Origin of the sequence: Nodularia spumigena CCY9414 (assembly GCF_000340565.2) — a bacterium.
In the GTDB taxonomy this organism is placed as follows: domain Bacteria; phylum Cyanobacteriota; class Cyanobacteriia; order Cyanobacteriales; family Nostocaceae; genus Nodularia; species Nodularia spumigena.
The window spans coordinates 5,359,979-5,380,413 of record NZ_CP007203.1 but is presented as its reverse complement, the minus strand read 5'-3'; the positions used below and the strand labels follow the sequence as shown (position 1 = coordinate 5,380,413).

Sequence of the window (20,435 nt, the reverse complement as noted above, 5' to 3'; positions counted from 1 at the left end):
TATTGAACAAACACGTAGGGTGTGTATAGCCCAAGGGGCATGGCTTACGCTAAAGCGGTAGCGTAACGCACCAAAGCTTTAATAATGGTGCGTTACGGATTTCATCCTAACGCACCCTACAATACTTAATTTTTTCATAAATCAAACCGGATTCCTATAGTTCCTTTTCTGCTAAGAAATAATCAAAGGTTAACTTATCAGGTAATGAAGTTTGTGCGCCCATTTTTGTGGTTGCTAAAGCACCTGCGGCTGAACCCCAAATAATTGCCTGATGTAAAGAAAGTCCGGTATAAAGTGCCGCCGCTAAACCACCATTGAAAGCATCGCCAGCAGCAACGGTATCCACAGCATGAATTGGGAAAGCTGGAACAAAAAATGTTTCCTCAGCAGTGGCGCAGACAGCACCTTTTGCACCTAGTTTGACGATCGCACATTTCACACCCCTTTGCAATAAAACTTTAGCTGCTTTCAGTGCTGATTCCTGATTATCTACAGGAAAACCCACCAATTGCCCGGCTTCTACCTCATTTGGTGTAATAATATCAACTAATTGATATAGTTCATCGGGTAAATTCGCTTGTGCGGGTGCGGGATCTAAAATTACTTGAATATTTGCATCTTTTGCGGCTTTGGCTGCTGCTACTACGGCATCAATGGGAATTTCTAGTTGTAAAATTAGTGCGGTAGCTGTTGGTAATAGTTGAGATAATCGCTCGATATCTTCTTGATTAACTCGTCCGTTTGCGCCCGGAATGACAACAATTTGATTTTCACCAGCATAATCTACGGTGATAATAGCAACTCCAGAACTCACAGTTTGATCTATGAAGATATTTTCAGTTTGTACTCCTGCAAGTTGCAAATTATGGACAAGTTCTGCACCAAAACTTTGTGCGCCTACACGTCCCACCATGTAAGTAGGAATCTCTAACCGCGCTAATGCTACGGCTTGATTTGCTCCTTTTCCTCCTGGTATTTTAAAAAAATCTTCTCCTAATATAGTTTCACCTGCAATTGGTAAGCGGGATGTGGTCGCTACTAGGTCTATATTGATGCTTCCGAAGACGATAATGGTCATAGTATAAGGATGTTTTTTTAACGCCAAGTTACGCCAAGGTTAACGCAAAGGGACGCAAAGTTTTAGTTGTCAGGCCATCTGAGTGAGATACAAGAACCCCACCCCCAACCCCCTCCGGTGCAAGCGAGGAGGGGGCTATGATGTACCACGCAAAGGCGCAAAGGACAAGAGATAGAAAAATCTGACAAAGGATACCATTGTTGCAGTTTCCACCGATTGGCTATCCATAATCGCTTCTGATGGCGATGGTTCTCTATTTTGGCTCACACGCACCCATAAACGCAGACGCTCATGGATTTTCTCCCATGTCCCATCTTTTCTCCACTGCCGAAAATAGTGGTAAACAGTTTTCCATTTCGGGAAGTCGTGAGGCAGCATTCGCCATGCACAACCTGCACACAGGATGTAAAGTATGGCATTTACCACTGCTTCCATATCAACACTACGTTTTCTACCTCCTTTTTTAGCTTCTGGAATTAACCCTGATAACAGTTCCCACTGTTGAGAAGTCAAATTACTTGGGTAGGATGGATTCATAGCTCTCGTAACGCTGTCATACTTACGTGTTTTTTCTACTGACAGGATACCGTTACGTGGGCTTTCTTACTTCTCAGACATCCTCTTAACTGTTCAGCTTCATGGTGTTGAAATAGTATCCCTAATCTCACCCCCAACGCCTTATAGGGGTTGGGGGATATTTATTAGCTCCTGAAAATTCAAAACTATTCATGTCTAAAACCACCTATCTATCTAAAGAATGGTGTATATAGCAGGTCAAAAGCAAGATGAAATTTCATCAGAGACGGTGTGAAATTATATTACCCTGTTTAGTTTTTATGCATAGGAGTTCAATAATATGACACTATTATCCCATGATGAACTCAAAATTTTAGTTGATAATTCCCAAAGCCCTTGTGTTTCTTTATATATGCCGATGCAAAAGGCGGGGCCAGAAATTCGCCAAAACCCCATTCGTTTGAAAAACTTAATCCGTGAAGCTGAGGAACGTTTATATGCTATGGGGATGCGCCACACTGAGGCGATAGATTTTCTCCAACCAGCTAAAGAACTTGATACGACTGATTTCTGGCAAAACCAAGACAACGGACTGGCAATTTTTATTTCTCCCCAGATGTTTCGCTATTACCGTTTGCCAATGGAGTTTCAGGAATTGGTAGTTGTTAGCGTTCGCTTTCATCTTAAACCATTACTGCATTTAATCAACAGTGATGGACACTTTTATCTCTTAGCTCTTAGCCAAAAAGATATCAAGTTTTTTGAGGGAACGGCCTACAGCCTCAATGAGGTGGAAGTAGCAAATATGCCTGGGAGTATAGATGCAGCTCTGTTACAGGATGATATCCAAAAAGGGGTACAACATCGGATTGGTACACCTAGAGGGGGAACAGCTAATTCGTTTCAACAGCCGGGTGATGTTCATGGTCAGGGAAGTCCTGACAGAGATAAACATCAAGCAGATATTTTACAATTTTGTCACATTATTGATAGGGCGGTACACGAAAAAATCCGGGGGGACAATGCGCCTTTAATGTTAGCAGGGGTTGAGTATCTGTTCCCAATTTATCAAGAGGCAAATACTTATCCTTATTTTCTGGAATCAGGTATTACTGGTAATACTGAAGTCATGAAGCCGGAAGAGTTGCATAAACAGGCTTGGCCGATTGTCGAACCTTTGTTTCATGAAAATCAGCAGTCAGCAATGGCGCTTTATCAGCAACGAACTGGGACTGGGACAACTTCTAGTGATATTAAAGAAATTGTCTCAGCGACTTATTGTCAAAGGGTTGATTCGATGTTTGTGCCAATAGATATGCAAATTTGGGGTAAATTTGATCCAGATACAATGACTGTCGATGTACATTCAGAACCGGAGCCAGATGATGAAGATATGTTAGATTTGGCTGCGATTCAAACAGTTATTAATGGTGGGAAAGTGTACACGGTTGAATCAGAACAAATGCCAAATGGTACACCAGTAGCAGCTATTTTCCGCTATTGATAGTTTTTGTGGTGTTGTATTAGGTGAAATTAACTATAGCGGTATGCACTTGAATGAAGTAAATCATAGTCCCCTCCTCGCCTGCGGGGAGGGGGTTGGGGGTGGGGTTCTTGTATCTCACTCACTCAACTAAGAACCGCTATATATACAACATCCATTTTTAGTAAATTTCCTGACTTGATTCTCGATTTTTAAATTTCATATTTCAGTTGAGCGACACCTGTGAAAGTGGTGAGAGTTGAAATTACAATATAACGGTCAACGCTTGCTCAATAATATTGATATACTCCTCTACTGCATAAAGGCGATAGGCAATTATATCAATTTGATTTTTGATTTCAAGTTGTCTTAATAAAACTGTTTCTAATTCTGATATACCAACTTCTTGCTTAACTCTTTGCTCAATAACTTCTAAAGCCCGAAGATTACTAAACCTATCGATATCATAACGATTAACTTTGAGAACATCAAAGGCAGCATTAACCAAATTTCCGGCTTCACGAGACAACTTTCGTTTATTACGAAAAGATGAATCAAACTCAGTTAGATAAATCAGCCTTGCTAAAAGATATCGGCGCAAGTGCGGTGTGCGAATACTCACACGAGCTATTTCTATCCATTCACGATTTCCCTCTTGCCAATCTTCATCATCGGTCATTTCGCCCCAAATAACATATCCATCGATACTCGCCTGTATTTGCAATTTTAATAGATGTCCTTCTCGATGAGGATGAGGACTTTCCCACTCAATGTCAGTAGCATAATCTCCAGTCAGTTTCTGATATTCATTTAACGATACTTCTTCATAAGTAACACCTGAAGCTTTAGATTGGTAGGTGGTAACAATTTGGTAACGATTTTGCCAAATCTGATGAGCTTCACGACTTAACTGTACTAAAGTTTGGTAATCAGTATTACTTTCAGGTTCCTGCAACTGGGGAATTGGTAAGTCACCAACTTGAGTAAAGTATTCAAACATTCCTTTTCCTGTCAGCTTCCCAATACCACCCAAAGCACGATAGCGAAACTCTAAAACTTTTGAGTTTAGTAAAGCACAAATATAATATATAGTATCGATATCTACATTTTCTTGTCTGACAAATGCAGCCGAATCACTCTTAAAACCAAATAGTCCATGTTCATCAACAAAAAATTTATTCGCGTTAGCCCGACGGGAAAATATAATTTTTACATCTCTCATTCCATAACGGGGACGATGTAGATGAAACCATTCATAATGACTTGTTTGATTATTGTAAACATCTCTACTTTCTAGTTCTAACTGATTTTGCTGTAAATATGTTTGTATAGATAGGGGTAAGTCTTCCCATATTGTGTCATGGGTATAGTACAAAATTTGTGTCCCAGGTGGTTTACAGCCAAATGAATAAATAGAAGAGGTTGAAACTCTTTGAAGTAAATAATTATCTGGGAAATCTGGAGCAAATTTTCCTTCAAATATAGAGTCACGACCTGTAGTAATACCTTCTGTGTAGCGAACTAATTCTGTTTCTTTTAGCTTTGTACCAGATTGATCAATTTTATAAAAAATTTCACGGTATGGAGATATTTCCCAGCGATTTTCATCCAAACTCAATTGCGTAACATTTACCTGAGTTACACCTTGACTTAAATCCAGCCGACAATCATCACTGCTAAAAGCCTCTTTTACACTATCTAAATTCAGGACATAAAAAGCTGCAAAACTATCTTCGGGTTTAGGAACTTTTTTCTGATATTCAAAAATACAGGTAGCAATTCCTGCATTAAATATGCGATTTCCTAAAAAATCAGTAATATTAATAACTTTTGTATTTTCACTCAGGAACTGTCGCAGACTTTTAGATTTATCACCTTGAATAAAAGAACGAGAAATGATCAAGCTTAAGTAACCATTTTCTCTTAGAAGGTCAAAGCCTCGACGGAGGAAATAAAATAAAATATCTGTTTTATCAGTATAAATATCAGGATATGCATACCTGAGCCATTTTAATTCTAGGGCATTTCTGCCAAAGATGGCATCAACGTTAAAATAGGGAGGATTACCAATTACAGCAAAAAATCCTTGTTCTGCTGCTGGTAATTGTGGATCAAATATATGAGGAAACTCAACATACCAATTAAAGGGGCGTTTAATAACAACGTCTTCTAAGGCATTTTCTAATGTCATTAGTGCAGATTTAACTCTTGCTAATTCGCCAGTTGTCCAATCTTCTAGATTCTTGTCAATCCATTCATCTAAGTTTTCAGGATTGATAGCTTCTGTTAAAAAATAGCGAATTAGTCCTAAGTCTTTGATATTAGCTTCTCTATGTTTTATCAAATGCACTACTGATTGTATGCTTTCATCACTAGCAAAAAAAGCAGTTAAAACAGGATTAATTTGTTGATTGATTGATGTAATCTTAGTTTCTAAATTAGTAACTGCTTGATTTCTTTCTATTTCTTTTAGATTAGTATCTCTAGCATTTCTGGCTAAATCTGCGGCTATTCTTAGTGAATCCTGACATCCTGCTAAATTTGCGGGAGAATGTATTAAACTATCTCCAACCCGAATATTTAAAGTTAGTGCGGGAAGATGAGAATATATGGAACCACTGCGTTTACCATATTCATCAGGACGAGATCGCAATAATTTTGTCCACAGTGACAGTTTTGCTAATAACACAGCTTGGGGGTCTCTATCTACCCCATGCAGCATTTTTACCATGATCTGTTCTTCAGGATTAATAATTGGTTGTACTGATACATGACTAAATAAATCAAAGTTTTCAGGTATCTTAGCTGTTGTACAAGCTTGATTATAACGTTTAATTTCACTGAGTATATAATCGAATGCACCTAAAAGAAATGAACCAGAACCACAAGCAGGGTCAATTATTGTCAGGTCTAAGACTGAACTTGCAACTGTATAAGCTTGATGGAACTCTCCTACTTCTAAAAACCCAATGGACGCATCAATTTTAGGCTTAATTGCAGGTTGTAAAGTTTGATATACAATACGACGAACAATATAGTCAGGAGTATAGAAAATTCCTTCGCGCTTGCGGGTTTGTTGATTTTCTAAAATTTTCACAACATCGCCCACAAGTGTTAATTGATGGGCTAAAAATTGTTCATAAGCAGTACCTAAAATATCCTGTGTTAAAGTGGTAAAATCATAGTTGTAAATTGAGCGATAGTTTGCTAAGGTTCCTGTAATTGTATAAAGTATGCCTTCCTGTGGCACTGCATTTATGACAATAATTGATTGAATATATTCAACGTCAATCATGAGTTGATCAATCCAAGAAGGCTGAAATAGTTCAGTATTATATCCCATCCAGGTATTGTGAAAAGCTCGTCTGAGGTCTTCAATAAATGGTAAATCTGGGAAAGTTTGCTGCCAGTTATGATAAACTCTGCCGAGATAGTTGAAGGGCATTTCTCGGCTGAATGTCTCTAAGAGTCGAATTAACAAAAAACGATTTAAAATAACTTGAGCAGCTTCGCGGACTTTTTCTAAACTTAAATTAGGTTGTGATTTTTTGATGCCATTTGCAAGAATAACACGCCAAATTTTTAAATCAGTAAGAAATTTTGTGCCTAATCCTTCTCTGGTTTTTTCGCTGTAAAATGCTTCTAGACGATCGCTGCGTGAATTATCACGGCTGAGACAAGTATATAGTCTGCTGACAAGCTCAGGATCATCTCGCATTTGCTCCATTGTAAATGACCAAAAAGGTTTTTTATCCTGTAACCTTAAAATGTGCCATTCCCGAAAATTTGATAAAATAATCCACAGAACAGGTTTTTCTTTGCCAACATCTAGACTGTAATTTCTGAGATAATCTAAAACTTGCTGTTCATTTGTATTCCATATATTCTTATCCCATAAACTTTTGGCTTCAAACATGAGTTTGGGATGCTGGTTTACTTCAGGAAGAAGCAAATAATCCACCCAGGTCGTAGTTCCAATTAAACTGAGAATTGAACCTTCAGGGGTGCGATATTCCCTTGTATAACCCAGTGCATCTAGAAAAGGTGTAATCAGATTATCTTTTGTATTCTCCTCCGGTTTACCAGCACGGCGCGAAAGCAGCATATTTTCTGCTGTGGTAACTAATTTTGCAATTTGAGCGCGGAATTCTGGGAGGGACATTTGTACACTATGAAACTAACCATAATCTATGATAGTTTTTTCTTGTCTCGATTAGATACTGCAACAGGTTACTAATCTTGAAGTTGCTTTCTGGCTGCTGCTAAAATGAGGCGTTGTTCAGCACGCGCGATCGCTTTATAAGTCCTTTCCACTGCTTCGGGTTCCACGGAAATAGAAGTAATCCCCCATTCTACCAATTGATCAATAATTTCTGGATAAATCGCTGGTGCTTGACCGCAGATTGAACAAGGTATCCCCGCAGTTTTCGCCATTTGAATTAGTTGCGCGATCGCACCCATGACCGCCGGATGACGTTCATTCAATACTGTGGTAATTTGTCCTTGTTCTCGGTCTACACCTAACAGTAATTGAGTCAGGTCATTTGTGCCAATAGAAATCCCTTCCACACCTGCTTTTACATATTCTGGCAATAAAAACAGCACACTTGGCACTTCCGCCATCATCCACAGTTGAAATTGCGGTACTTGAGTTAAACCAGCTTGCTCAACCTTACCCCGACAAAAAGAAAACTCTGCCACACTGCGAACAAAAGGCAACAATAAATTAACATTGCCGTATCCAGCTTTCTGCACCTTTGCCAAAGCTGTGAGTTCCAACTCAAAAACGGCGGGATTGCATACATAACTGAATGTACCCCGCTCACCCAAGGGTGAATTCTGCACAGAATGTTGATGATGCTGCCCTGATGGTAACTCATGCGATCGCCAATCCAAAGAACGATAAAAAATTGGTCGGGGCGCAAAAGCACGAGCAAACTGGATAATCTGCTCAGTCCATTTTTCTAACAATTCGGCTTGACGACCACTGACAAGCCAACTTTGGGGATGTTGTCCTTCGAGAATGTTGAGTAACATTAATTCTGAGCGCAATAATCCCACACCATCCACAGGTAAACTTTGCGCTGGCTCAATTAACCTGGGCTGACTGAGATTAACTAGCAACTGGGTAGAAATCATCGGTAACTGAGGAACAACATGAGAATGAGAAGATGGGGGAACAGTTGGCTCTGGGGACTTGAGTGCTGGAGTTTCTCCCTCTACTGGTTTTTCTCCGCCTCTGATTCGATAAACCTCTCCGCGATCGCCATCTACAAGCAACCTCTCGCCGTTTTGAATCAAGACTGTAGCATCTGCGGCACTAACTACGGCTGGGATACCCAATTCTCTGGACAGAATTGCTGCATGACTGGTTAATCCTCCCCTCTGTGTGATAATACCAGCAACTTCTTGTAAAAAAGGCAGCCAATCTGGTGTAATAGTTGGTGCTACTAAAATTACTCCCTTGTGTATTTGTTCTGGTTTCTTGTGAGTATCAGTAATTACGTAAGCTGTTGCGGTTACACGTCCCCCAGATGCTCCTAGACCTTTGATAATAGCTGGCGTGGCGTAGCCATACTGTAAATTGGGAATTGCAGATTGAGGGGAACTAACTTGAGTTAAGTGGAGAGTGGGGTTGGGGTTTTTCTCAGAGATCGTCCATTTAATTGTGAAATTGTTACCTATTTCACTCACAAGTTGATTTCCCAGAGTGACTACTTGTTGCAAATATTCTTCTGATAAAGCGTATTGCTTTTGTTGGACTTCTTCCAATACATAAGTCACTATATCAGTATTATTTGCCGTGATGACTAACTTGGATGAATCCATAGCTGCGCCATGAGCAAAACCATAAGCCAGCATTTTATTGCCTAGATGTCGCTCTAATACTACCCCGGTTTCTTGTTGGATGTAGTAGACATCAGGTTGGACATCGCCTTGGGAAAGCGCTATTCCTAATCCCTTAGTAGCTTCTATTGTCCATCCTGAAGAATGAGCATAGAGAAGACCACTAGCGATCGCATTCTCCACCGGTTGTACCAACACTGCTAAATTAATTTGTTGCAGGTTCACTCCCATGCGCCGCCAATACAATAGACTCCTAGCCCGAAATAACTGACTCCAGGTACGTTTCAATCCTATAGCGATCGCTTCTGGCTCGCAGCAACAAAAAATCGCATCCAACAACCCAGATGTATTTCCTCCGCCTGGCGTTATGGCCGATAAAGCCAAGCTGGGGCGCAAAATCAGATAACTACTTTGCCATTCTTTGGCTGCGGCGAAAATTTTATTCACCCATTCAGGTGGTACTGTCCCTGTCATGATTTCCTGACGCAAGCGACCAGCTACCTGCTGAAGTTGTCGCCAATTAGCCACATCTAGGTGCAAAGAAGAATAGGGTAAATCTGCTACTAAAGCTGATGTACTATTGAGAGTTGCGAGAAATTGTCGTAACCCTTCTGCTGAAACTACAAAACCAGGTACCACCGGATAGCCACGCTGCATAATTTTACCCAAGTAGAATGCTTTATCACCTACCTGAGCGCGGTCTTGCAGTTTAATTTTGTCAAGCCAGTAGAGTTTATCCACTCAATTTGTTATTAGTCAATCAATTTTAGATTTTAGATTTTAGATTTTGGATTAGACTGCAATCTAAAATCGCTTTCTCCAAAATCCAAAATTCTTTACTCCCCCCTCACGATACTATTTCCCCTGACTTCACATAAAGAATTTGCGAGGAATTTAGCCACTGGGCATCGAATGAACTGAGGTGAGTAGTAGTAATTAGGGTTTGAAAACGGTCTTGAATGGCATCCAGTAATTGATTTTGGCGGAATGGGTCTAATTCAGCGAGAACATCATCTAGTAAGAGCAGGGGCGGCTCTTGGACGACTTGTTCAATGAGTTCTAATTCGGCTAATTTGAGGGCTAATACTAAAGTTCGTTGTTGCCCTTGAGAACCGTATTGACGAGCTGGTGTTTGATTAATGATTAATTCTACTTCGTCACGATGAGGACCTACCAGGGTAGTACCTCGGTAGAGTTCCGCCGCAGAACGTTGTTGAATTTTCCCTAAAAAAGCTTGCTGGATCTCTTCCGGGGGGATTTGAGCCAAAGGCACACTAGGCAGATAATTGATTTGCAGAACTTCTGTACTACCACTAATACTAGAGTGCCAAGCAGCAGCAATGGGAGCTAGTCTTTGAATAGCGCGATCGCGTCTTCTAATTACCTTTGTACCAGTGGTAACTAACTGAGCATCCCAGATAGCCAGTGTTGAGTCCTGAGTAGAAACGCGATTTATCCCATCTGCTGAGTCTAGAGCTTTCTTTAAAAAAGCGTTGCGTTGGCGTAATACTTGGTTGTATTGCTGCAAAAGGTGAGCATAAATCGGTTCGAGTTGTATTAACAGTGTATCTAGCCAATTACGACGGACATCAGGACCACCCCTTACCAAGTCTAAATCCAAGCTAGAAAACTGCACAGCATTGAGTACACCTAAAAAATCCATTTGTCGGCGCACAGATTCGCCATTAATTGCAACGCTGCGGCGACCATTGCGGCGGAGAGTTAAAGCCAGATCACTAGTACCATTTTCTCGCTCCAGAATGGCATTAATTTGAGCGATATCCTGTCCTTCTTGAATAAAATCCGCAACGCGTCCCATGCGATGCGATCGCAATGTCGCCAACAACTCCACCGCCTCCAACAAATTAGATTTTCCCTGAGCATTATTACCCACCAGAATTGTTTTCGCAGCAGTAAATTCAACCTTCTGGTCTTGGTAATTACGAAATTGTCTCAGGTGTAGGTTTTTTAAGTACATTAGTCATTAGTCATTGGTCATTAGTCATTAGTCATTAGTCATTAGTCATTAGGAAATTACCGTCTTCCCCCCCCGCAACCTGCCCCCTGCTCCCCTGCTTCTTCTCTTCTCCCCCCTGCTCCCTGCTCCCTGCCCCCCTGCCTCTTCTCCCCACTCCCTCTTTTACACACTCTTTTTGCCTATCAAGCGGAAGAAAAGCTTCTCCATTTCAATCCAGACAAACATCAAAGCACTGAAACCAAAACAAATAGCCAACTCGCTGGGAGGTAGCCAATGAGTTCCAAAGAAAGCGCGTATGGGTGGGACGTAAATTAGGATCATCTGCAACATCGTTGTCACAACTACAGCCCCCAAAACAAACATATTAGAGAAAGGATTCATCTCTATTGTGAGTTTGTTATTAGAACGAATGGCGATCGCATGACCCATCTGTGCTAAACATAACGATGTGAATACCATTGTCTTCCACCGTTCGGGGTCAAGTCCTTCCACTGGTATCTTGCAATGATTGAATGCCCACAGCATCAAAATAATCGTGATAATGGCGAAAACTATGCCTATGCGAATGATGTAGGAACCTAACCCCCTAGCAAAAATACTTTCACGGGGACTAAAAGGTGGACGCTTCATGACATCTGGTTCTGGGGGTTCCACAGCTAAAGCCAAAGCTGGTAAACCGTCTGTTACCAAATTCATCCACAGAATTTGTAATGGTGTCAGGGGAACACCTCCCAGTCCGAGAAGTGGTGCTGAAGCAATGGTGAGAACTTCGCCCACGTTACTACCGAGAATGTACTTAATAAAGCGGCGAATATTGGTATAAACAACTCTACCTTCTTTCGTTGCAGCAACGATAGTGGCAAAGTTGTCATCAAGCAATACCATATCACTGGCTTCTTTACTCACATCCGTGCCAGTAATGCCCATTGCAATGCCAATATCAGCTTGTTTCAAGGCTGGAGCATCATTCACACCATCGCCGGTCATGGCGACAAATCTCCCCCGACGTTGCAACGCTTGCACAATTCGCAGTTTGTGTTCTGGGGAAACTCTGGCGTAGATACTTACTAGGTCAACTTGTTGCTCTAATTCCTCGTCAGTCATGTGCTGCAATTCTTGACCTGTGAGGACTCTATCACCTTCTTGGGCTATTCCCAAATCAATGGCGATCGCTCGTGCGGTTAGCTGGTGATCCCCTGTTATCATGATAGGGCGAATTCCGGCGTTACGAGACTCTTGTACTGCTACCCTCACCTCTGGACGTGGGGCATCTAGCATGCCGATTAAGCCCAACCAAACCAAATTTACCTCAGATGTCTCATCTGACCCTTCAGGGGGGATTTCTAGCAGGGGTTTGTAAGCAAAACCTAGTACCCGCAAACCTTGACTCGCCATCTGGTTATTTTCTGCCAAAACTTGCTGGCGTTGTTCGTCGCTTAATGGGGCAGAATTATTTCCCAAATGAATCTGAGTACAACGTGCCAAAGTCAACTCTGGCGAACCTTTGGTAAACATTAAATAAGGTTCAGATTCAATCAAACCAGCAATTACCGGGTCAACAGCCGTTAAAGATGCTTCACCTGTGGTTACTTCTTCCACTTGACAAATTACGCTCATTCGCTTGCGTTCCGAGTCAAAGGGAAACTCGCCAATGCGGGGTAATTTGCTATTCCATTGGTCTTTTTCGATTCCGGCTTTTCCCGCCACTGTCACCAATGCGCCTTCGGTGGGGTCGCCTAAAATTGCCCATTCGCCTTTTTCTTTTTGCAGCACCGCATCATTACAAACGGCAGATGCAACCAACAAAGCGGGTATTTCGGGATAATCTTCTACAGAAACTTCTTGACTATCTAACAGAAAATCGCCTGTAGGTGTATAACCTTCTCCTGTCACCCGAAAAACATGGTTATTGGCATAAACTGACTGCACCACCATTTTATTTTGGGTCAATGTGCCAGTTTTATCAGAACATATTGTAGTTACAGAACCCAAGGTTTCCACAGCTGGTAGCTTGCGAATCAAGGCATTGTGGCGTACCATGCGCTGAGTTCCCAATGCTAGAGTCACGGTAATTACAGCAGGTAAACCCTCTGGAACCACAGCCACGGCCATACTCAAGGAAACTTCTAAAAGTTCTCGGATGTTGCCAAAACCTCTGGCTTGAATAGTCCCACCGACGACGACAATGGCTACAAGAACCAAGGAACCTGTAACGAGGACATTACCTAGCTGAGTCATGCGCTGCTGCAAAGGAGTAGGCTCATTTTCCACTGACTGCAACATGGTAGCAATTTTACCAAGTTCCGTTCGCATTCCAGTGTGAGTTACTAGCACCTTGGCGCGTCCTTGGACGACTTCTGTACCTTGAAAGACTAAATTCAGGCGATCGCCCAATGATGTGTCTTCCGGTAAGATTAAATTAGCCTGTTTGCTCACAGCCTCAGCTTCACCTGTGAGTGCTGATTCCCGGACTTGTAAATTAGATTGCTCAATCAAGCGTCCATCTGCTGCTATCTGCATCCCTGCTTCCAGCAGCATCACATCTCCTGGGACAAGTTCCTTGGCGGCTAGCTCCGTCAATTTGCCGTTGCGGATGACTCGCACCAAGGGAGAAGTCATTTTTTTCAACGCTGCTAAAGCTTGTTCTGCACGAGTTTCTTGGACATAGCCAAGTATGCCATTGAGAATTACAATTGCCATAATGGCGATCGTATCTTTAAATGGCACTTCCCCGGCCTTAAATTCTCCAGCTTGCCAAGCTATGAGGTCTAAAAACCCAGAAATCAAAGCTACACCAATCAGCATCAATAACATAATGTTCTTGAACTGATCTAGCAGAATTTCCCAAGAACTGCGACCATCATTTTCTTCTAGTTCATTGTCACCGTACTTTTCTAGCCGCTGTTGCACGTCTTGAGATGTTAAGCCACTGTCTGCGTTACTATCCAGCAGGTCTAAAGCTTTATTAACTTCCCAACTATGGCAAACGTTGGTATTTTCTCCAGAGGGAGACGCTTCGGGAACAGGTAGAGAATTAGCAGACATTGTGTATGTCACTGAAATGGTTATAGAATTCGATCATAATTTAGGGATGACTGTTTAAGCATCAACTAAAGTTAAACTCAGAATTTTCGCCAACCTGTGTAACTTGAATGTAGATGTGATTCAGTGAAATTTACTAATTTTTCTGGCTAGCAGACTATGTATCTTTACGCCAAAAAAAGTAGTAATAAACACATTTTACTTATTGTGAGTAGCTTTAAAATGCACCATTTGGGTGATCCAGGATATGCCAAAATTAATTCTGGGCGTGCTAAACCGTTGAATAAATATGCTTAATATGAGTTTTGCACTTCCTAGTTTGATTGCTAGCCAAATGTTTGGTCAAAGAACGATTAGACCGTTAACAGCAGCCACTCTTTGTGGCATTGCTTTCATCAAAGATACACTGCTTGCGATTGATAGTATTAAAGGGCATTTACTGGAAATTGACCCTCACTCTGACAATAGCAAAATCCGAAATCCCCACCAAATCAGGGAATTTACCGATGTTGCCGGTCTAGCAGTGTGGTCAGATTCTCTATGGGTAACGCGTGAAAACAGTGTTTATCTGTCCAAAATCTCGTCTTTGGGTTTAGAACATTTTGTCACTTTGCCTTATCCGGCTGATGGGGTTGCTGTTTGGGAATCAACAGTTTATGTTAGCTGCCAAAAGCTGGGCAGTATTCTGATTTTTGACCGCGATACGCGCAAAGAAATTACCAGGTTTTATGCACCAGGGGTAGGGGTAGAAAATTTGGCAGTCAGCTTTGATACTCTTTGGGTTTGCGATCGCACAGAGCAAACAGTCTATGCTATGGACAGAGCCACGGGAGAACTGAAATTTAGCGTCTTAACGCCATTTGAATATCCCACAGGTATAGCCTTACATACCAATGAAGAGACAGGCAAAGAAACGCTGTTTGTCGCTTACGCCTCAGATGAGCCTTATATTCGGGATAACCCCAATGCCGATAGTCATGAATTAACATACCGCGATCGCACATTTATCCACCCTCTACATTACCATCACGAAGCAGATAAACAATACGCCCTATCTAACGGTTATCTCATCGAAATGTCCTATGCTGAGGAAATTGCGCCCTTAGAAGAGGTTTATTTGCCGGATGTAGAATGGCGCATCGCCCTACCCTCAGAAACAGAACGCCAAAAATTGAAACACGTTGAACCCATTGGTATCCCTTTTACAGAAGAATTGATAGATGGGCAACGTGTAGCAGTATTTAAATTTGATGCCCTCACACCCGGCGAAAGGCATATATTTGGCTGGAAAGCACTGTTAGAAGTTCGCGGAATAAAATATCGCATCACCCCAAAAGATGTAGAAAACGCTCCCGAACTATCAGCAGAATATCAAAGTCGCTACCTAGTAGATGACGATGATTTGGCAATGGATACTGAAATTGTGCGCCGTGCAGCCAGTGAAGCCATTGGTACAGAAACCAATCTGCTGCGGAAAATGTACAATATCCGCAACTACGTTTACGATGAATTATCCTATGGCATCAAACCCCACATTGATACCCCAGATTTGGTCTTAGAACGGGGCGTTGGTTCCTGTGGTGAGTACGTAGGCGTTTTACTAGCTTTATGCCGTTTAAATGGCATTCCCTGCCGCACAGTCGGTAGATATAAATGCCCACCCCATAGCGAACACCAAGGAGTTCCCTTGCAACCAGACTTTAACCATGTTTGGTTAGAGTTTTACATACCCGGTTTTGGTTGGTTACCAATGGAATCTAATCCTGATGATGTAGGTAACTATGGCCCCTACCCTACACGCTTTTTTATGGGTTTATCCTGGTATCACATTGAAATTGGCAAAGGTATCACCTTTGAAAGCTTAAGCAGTCAAGGTACAAGGTTGACGAAAGAAGATATTCCCCTCGGCGACTTGGCAATTAATCACATTCGCTTTACAATTCTTAAAGAATTACCGCCATTTAGTGATTAGTGATTGGTCATTGGTCATTGGTCATTGGTCATTGGTCATTGGTCATTGGTCATTGGTCATTGGTCATTGGTCATTGGTCATTGGTCATTGGTCATCTCTGACAGAAAATGTAGAGCAAGTCCTAAGTTGACAATTTCATAGACAAAACTATACTTATATTGACAAAAATCAATATATATTTTAGGAAAAAATCAACTACTTGATATATAATACGGTGATATCAAGTATTGAATTGAGACTATTGCCGACGCGAAAACCAAGCAATGATGGTGGTAGTCTTTTTCAGAAACTTAATTGGAACACAATCGCGTCTGGCTAAGGCGTGAAAGTCTACTGAGGGATAACTGCTCCCATGCTCCCGTTGAAGTAGAAAGTAAAGTCTAGTTTTGTCTACGTTTTATATAGCAGGCGTTGCTGACAGAAAATCTAGAGACGTTGCATACAACGTCTCTACAAGGGTTTTGCTGATTGTATGCTGGACACAATTTAGCAGCCCCAATGATTTATCTGGCTTTGAGTTCTGCACCTGCTAACACCATCACCACATCGAATTCCCGTGTCCCCTGACTGTGATGTAACGACAATTTTTGTAGCTGGTGGATCAATTTTTACTTCTCGTTTTGTACCTTCAGGTAAAACAGTCAGAAAATAGGTCTTGATAGGTTGCCCAAGTTCTTGAATTTCGCTGCTATTCTCATTCACATATGAGGAAGAAGTATCAGCCTTGATTGGTAAAACAAAACTGAGAATCATGAATAAACTGGCGAGTATTACAAGTTTTAACTTCTTATACATATTAAAATTCTGCTATAGGAATCCGATTTGATTATTGAAAAAATCTACGTATATGTAGTATATGTAGGGTGTGTTATGGCTTTAGCCTAACGCACCTTCTTCTGTGGTCTTGGTGCGTTCCACTTCGTGAGAACACACCCTACTTGTGTTTCATAAATCAAATATTAGTCCTATATTAAGTTTCCAAAATTTAATTCTAAGTATATGTAGGGTGTGTTATGGCTTTAGCCTAACGCACCTTCTTCTGTGGTCTTGGTGCGTTCCACTTTGTGAGAACACACCCTACTTGTGTTTTATAAATCAAATATTAGTCCTATATTAAGTTTCCAAAATTTAATTCATATTTATTATTTTAGCTGTTGAAATGTGCTACTAATATTTCGGATCAGTTTTTAAGTTTGGTAGTGGGTGTGAATAAGAGGGATTTTCAGAAAAATCACAAATTGAGTTAAAAGGACAAAAGCGGCAGTGTTTACCTGGATTAGGAGGAAATATTTTACTGAAATTACTGGTTTTTTCGTGATATTTTTGTAAATCGTATTGATGCTTATTGGCAATATTTGCTAAATCTAACTTTAAAGATTCTAATTCCCGATTGTTGATGCTAATTAAATCAGATTTTTTACACATCTCCAAATTATAAAATGATGCTACCGCTTGTAGTTCAGGATAAAGGTAACGCGCCGCTAGTAAATAAACTAATGCCTGTCTTTGGTCAAAGGCAGATTTACCAGTTTTAAAATCTAAAATATGCAAAGTGCGGTCAGATTCCCGAAAAATACAATCCATAGCTGCATATAAGCGGAAATGAACATCTTCCTGTTCTACAAAAATGGGTTTGGGAAAGCCTTCATCTCCCCGTGTTAACTGGACAATGTGTTTATTTAACAGTAAGGGGGCATCATGATATTTTTGCAGAATTTGCCGCACGCGCTGTTGTACTTGCTGAGTTGAGTGGCTTAATTTTAGTAGCTGGGCAACTTGATCTACACCGTCTGATTGGTTTAACAGATGTCGATTATGATGGAATTCATACACGCCTTTTTGGGCGAGGATACCAATCCTCTGGGGTGCAGTGGCCTTACCTAAGAGCGCTTTAACTTGTGGTTCATGTTGACGCGCTTTAATAAACCCCCTTCTCATCTGGCAATGCCAACGTTCTTGTCCTGTTGCTGGGGCGACTAAAGACCAAAGGTGATAACTGGCAAAAGGTCGATTAGTTAATGACATTGCTCAATATCAGTGAGAAAAAATACAATGGGGGAGACTTGCGGCTACGCACGCTTTAGGGGAAGCTTCCTATAGTATTCAAGATATCCGGAAGAAAGGGGTAACAATGAGCGCTAGTAGCAATTCCAGCAAAATCAAATTTGGTACTGACGGTTGGAGAGGAATTATAGCCGATGATTTTACTTTTCCTAATGTGCGGAAAGTAACAAGGGCGATCGCAAGTTACCTGGAAACAGCCTACTCAAAAGATAGACCAGTTCTGATTGCCTACGATACTAGGTTTTTGGCTGACCAGTTCGCTCAAACAGCAGCTGAAGTCTTGGCAGACTTGGGTTGGACTGTGAAAATTACTGATCGGGATTGCCCTACACCAGTAATTGCCTACAACGCCCGGTTGTTAAATTCCGCAGGGGCTTTGATGTTTACCGCCAGCCATAATCCAGCCCCTTACTGTGGAATTAAATATATCCCTGATTATGCAGGGCCTGCCACTCCAGAGATTACTGATACCATTGTCGGGAACATTGAAGGTGCATCGGATGCGCTACCTGGAAGTGTTCCGGCTGGGGCAATTTCTCTGTTTAACCCCAAACCAGAATATCTCAAGTTTATCTACACCTTACTGGATGTAGAACGCATCAAAGGTGCGAATTTAAAGGTGAAGTATGATGCCCTTTATTCTACTTCTCGCGGTTATTTAGATGAAGTTTTGCAACACTGCGGGTGTCAGTTAGAAAGTTTTAACACGACTCGTGATGTGCTATTTGGCGGCGGAATGCCCGAACCCAAGGGTGAACAACTAATTGGGTTAGTGGAGGCTGTACGTGCCGATAAAGCTGATTTAGGACTGGCTACAGATGGCGATGCCGATCGCTTTGGTATCGTTGATGAATTAGGCAATTTTCTCACGCCCAATACTGTGCTGTTATTACTAGCACGTCATTTAATTAAAAACAAAGGTGAAAGGGGCGCGATAGTCCGCACTGTGGCGACAACTCACCTGCTGGATAATTTCGCAGCTAAACACGGTTTGCAAATTTATGAAACAGCAGTTGGTTTTAAATACATCGGTGAGAAAATGCGGGAAACTACTGTATTGATTGGTGGTGAAGAATCTGGCGGTTTAAGTGTAATTGGGCATATTCCTGAAAAAGACGGGATTTTAGCTGATATGCTCGTGGCAGAAGCGATCGCCTATGAAGGTAAACCCCTGAGTCAATTGGTCAAAGAAGCGATCGCCGAAGCTGATGGTCCCCTTTATAATAATCGTCTTGACTTGCACTTGACAGAAGCACACAAAACTGCTGTTATCGACTCCTTTACTAAAAATCCCCCTGGGGAGGTAGCTGGGATTAAAGTCAAAGAAGTTGGACGCAAAGACGGTATTAAGCTGTATTTAGAAGAAGGTAGCTGGATTTTGTTGCGTCCTTCTGGTACAGAACCCCTGGTACGCGTTTACATGGAAACCAATTCGGCTGAGAAACTCGCCAAGGTTGCTCAAGAAATGCAAAGTGCGATCGCTAAACTAGAAGCAGTCGCAGTTTAAGAAAACCTCACCCCCAACCCCTCTCCTTACTAAGGAGAGGGGAGTATGAAGAATTATTATTATGAAAATTTTGATTCCTATTTTAATATCTTTAATTGTGGCTATTTGGGTAGTGGCGATCGCCATTATCTCAGTTCAGAATGCCACTCCTGTATCTTTAAAATTCTTAACATTTCAAACGATTCAAATCCCAGTGGGTTTAGTCCTGGCTTTTAGCGCTGGTGTGGGTTTAATTGCTATGGCTTTACTCCAACCTCTGTGGGGTCTTGTTGGTTCTGGTTCGGGTAACTCTCGATTGGATGACGATGCTGAGTTTTTTGTTGATGATGAGGATTTTTAGGGGATTTTTCGCCCAGAGGCGCACCAGGCGCAAAGAAAGAAAGAGCTATTGAAAAACTAGACGCGCTTTCGGATGTAATATTCAGTAATTACGCAATAATTGCCAAAAATCTTGATTTATCCTTCGCCTAGCGTGCGCGAAGCCCATACCGCCTTCGCGTAGCGTATGCCCCCAGGGCTTTAGCCGCCCGCGCGCAGCGATGCCCGCAAGGGCTGTAGAACGCCAAGAAAATGTAGAGTGTGCGTAAGTCCTAATATTATCTTAGTTTGATATTTGCTCAACATATTTAGGTTGGGGAATAGCTATAAATACTCATTTAAATTCATCTTTAACTTAAATAGTTTGGTTAAATCATCTCTTTAGTCAACAGGCTTTAACAGACAAAAGCTCAAATTTTTAAGTTATTGAATATCGGGTATATTTGGGTTTTTAACTTATTGAGGATTTCTATAGAACTCCTATTTGATTTTTGTTGGCGTAGCCTGCGCTATGCGCTTACAATCTCGGTATAACACAAAAAGGTTTTTCCCTACTCCCCACTCCCCCGGTTACTGAGCGCAGTCGAACGGTTACTGAGCGCAGTCGAAGTAACTCCCCACTCCCTACCT

The 20,435-nt window shown here is 41.5% G+C and carries 12 protein-coding genes and 1 pseudogene; 5 read left to right on the top strand and 8 right to left on the bottom strand.

Annotation, left to right across the window (positions count from 1 at the left end):
- Positions 1-154: 154 nt before the first annotated feature.
- Both rbsK and NSP_RS23230 read right to left on the bottom strand, forming a co-directional pair.
- Positions 155-1,078 carry a ribokinase gene (gene rbsK / locus NSP_RS23235; RefSeq protein ID WP_006194684.1) on the bottom strand — a complete coding sequence of 308 codons (924 nt, stop codon included), beginning with the start codon at positions 1,076-1,078 and terminating at the stop codon, positions 155-157.
- 207 nt (positions 1,079-1,285) lie between these two features.
- A pseudogene (locus tag NSP_RS23230) lies at positions 1,286-1,615 on the bottom strand (IS5 family transposase); the annotation flags it as partial.
- Between the two features lie 319 nt (positions 1,616-1,934).
- On the opposite strand from NSP_RS23230, the gene NSP_RS23225 reads away from it, so the two are divergent.
- Complete coding sequence (locus NSP_RS23225; RefSeq protein WP_006194682.1) at positions 1,935-3,098, top strand: baeRF3 domain-containing protein; 1,164 nt, start codon at positions 1,935-1,937, stop codon at positions 3,096-3,098.
- Between the two features lie 244 nt (positions 3,099-3,342).
- Here the strand turns inward: NSP_RS23225 and NSP_RS23220 are convergent, their stop codons facing one another.
- From NSP_RS23220 to NSP_RS23200, 4 genes are all read right to left on the bottom strand, one after another.
- Positions 3,343-7,239: an Eco57I restriction-modification methylase domain-containing protein gene (locus NSP_RS23220; RefSeq protein WP_006194680.1), complete on the bottom strand. Its 3,897-nt coding sequence runs from the start codon at positions 7,237-7,239 to the stop codon at positions 3,343-3,345.
- A 71-nt stretch (positions 7,240-7,310) separates the two neighbouring features.
- Positions 7,311-9,665 carry a putative PEP-binding protein gene (locus tag NSP_RS23215; protein WP_006194679.1) on the bottom strand — a complete coding sequence of 785 codons (2,355 nt, stop codon included), beginning with the start codon at positions 9,663-9,665 and terminating at the stop codon, positions 7,311-7,313.
- A 106-nt stretch (positions 9,666-9,771) separates the two neighbouring features.
- Positions 9,772-10,902 (bottom strand): DNA replication/repair protein RecF, encoded by a 1,131-nt coding sequence (gene recF, locus NSP_RS23210; RefSeq protein ID WP_006194677.1) that lies wholly within the window; start codon positions 10,900-10,902, stop codon positions 9,772-9,774.
- A 162-nt stretch (positions 10,903-11,064) separates the two neighbouring features.
- Positions 11,065-13,947 (bottom strand): cation-translocating P-type ATPase, encoded by a 2,883-nt coding sequence (locus tag NSP_RS23200; protein WP_006194675.1) that lies wholly within the window; start codon positions 13,945-13,947, stop codon positions 11,065-11,067.
- A 295-nt stretch (positions 13,948-14,242) separates the two neighbouring features.
- Between NSP_RS23200 and NSP_RS23195 the strand changes: the two genes are divergently transcribed.
- Positions 14,243-15,916, top strand: coding sequence for a transglutaminase-like domain-containing protein (locus tag NSP_RS23195; protein ID WP_017804460.1), 1,674 nt, complete (start codon positions 14,243-14,245; stop codon positions 15,914-15,916).
- Positions 15,909-16,046, top strand: coding sequence for a hypothetical protein (locus NSP_RS24630; protein ID WP_197538895.1), 138 nt, complete (start codon positions 15,909-15,911; stop codon positions 16,044-16,046). Before NSP_RS23195 ends, NSP_RS24630 begins: the two co-directional genes overlap by 8 nt.
- 356 nt (positions 16,047-16,402) lie before the next feature.
- Here NSP_RS24630 and NSP_RS23190 read toward each other — a convergent pair whose 3' ends face one another.
- Entirely contained in the window at positions 16,403-16,711 is a 309-nt protein-coding gene (locus tag NSP_RS23190; RefSeq protein WP_006194672.1) for a hypothetical protein, read from the bottom strand.
- Positions 16,712-17,083: 372 nt separating this feature from the next.
- On the bottom strand, positions 17,084-17,941 hold the full coding sequence (locus NSP_RS23185) for a PD-(D/E)XK nuclease family protein (RefSeq protein ID WP_006194671.1): 858 nt from the start codon (positions 17,939-17,941) through the stop codon (positions 17,084-17,086).
- Positions 17,942-18,047: 106 nt separating this feature from the next.
- On the opposite strand from NSP_RS23185, the gene NSP_RS23180 reads away from it, so the two are divergent.
- Together NSP_RS23180 and NSP_RS23175 are read left to right on the top strand one after the other, a co-directional pair.
- Positions 18,048-19,487 (top strand): phosphoglucomutase/phosphomannomutase family protein, encoded by a 1,440-nt coding sequence (locus tag NSP_RS23180; RefSeq protein WP_006194670.1) that lies wholly within the window; start codon positions 18,048-18,050, stop codon positions 19,485-19,487.
- 61 nt (positions 19,488-19,548) lie between these two features.
- Entirely contained in the window at positions 19,549-19,827 is a 279-nt protein-coding gene (locus NSP_RS23175; RefSeq protein ID WP_006194669.1) for a LapA family protein, read from the top strand.
- The last annotated feature ends 608 nt before the right edge of the window (positions 19,828-20,435 follow it).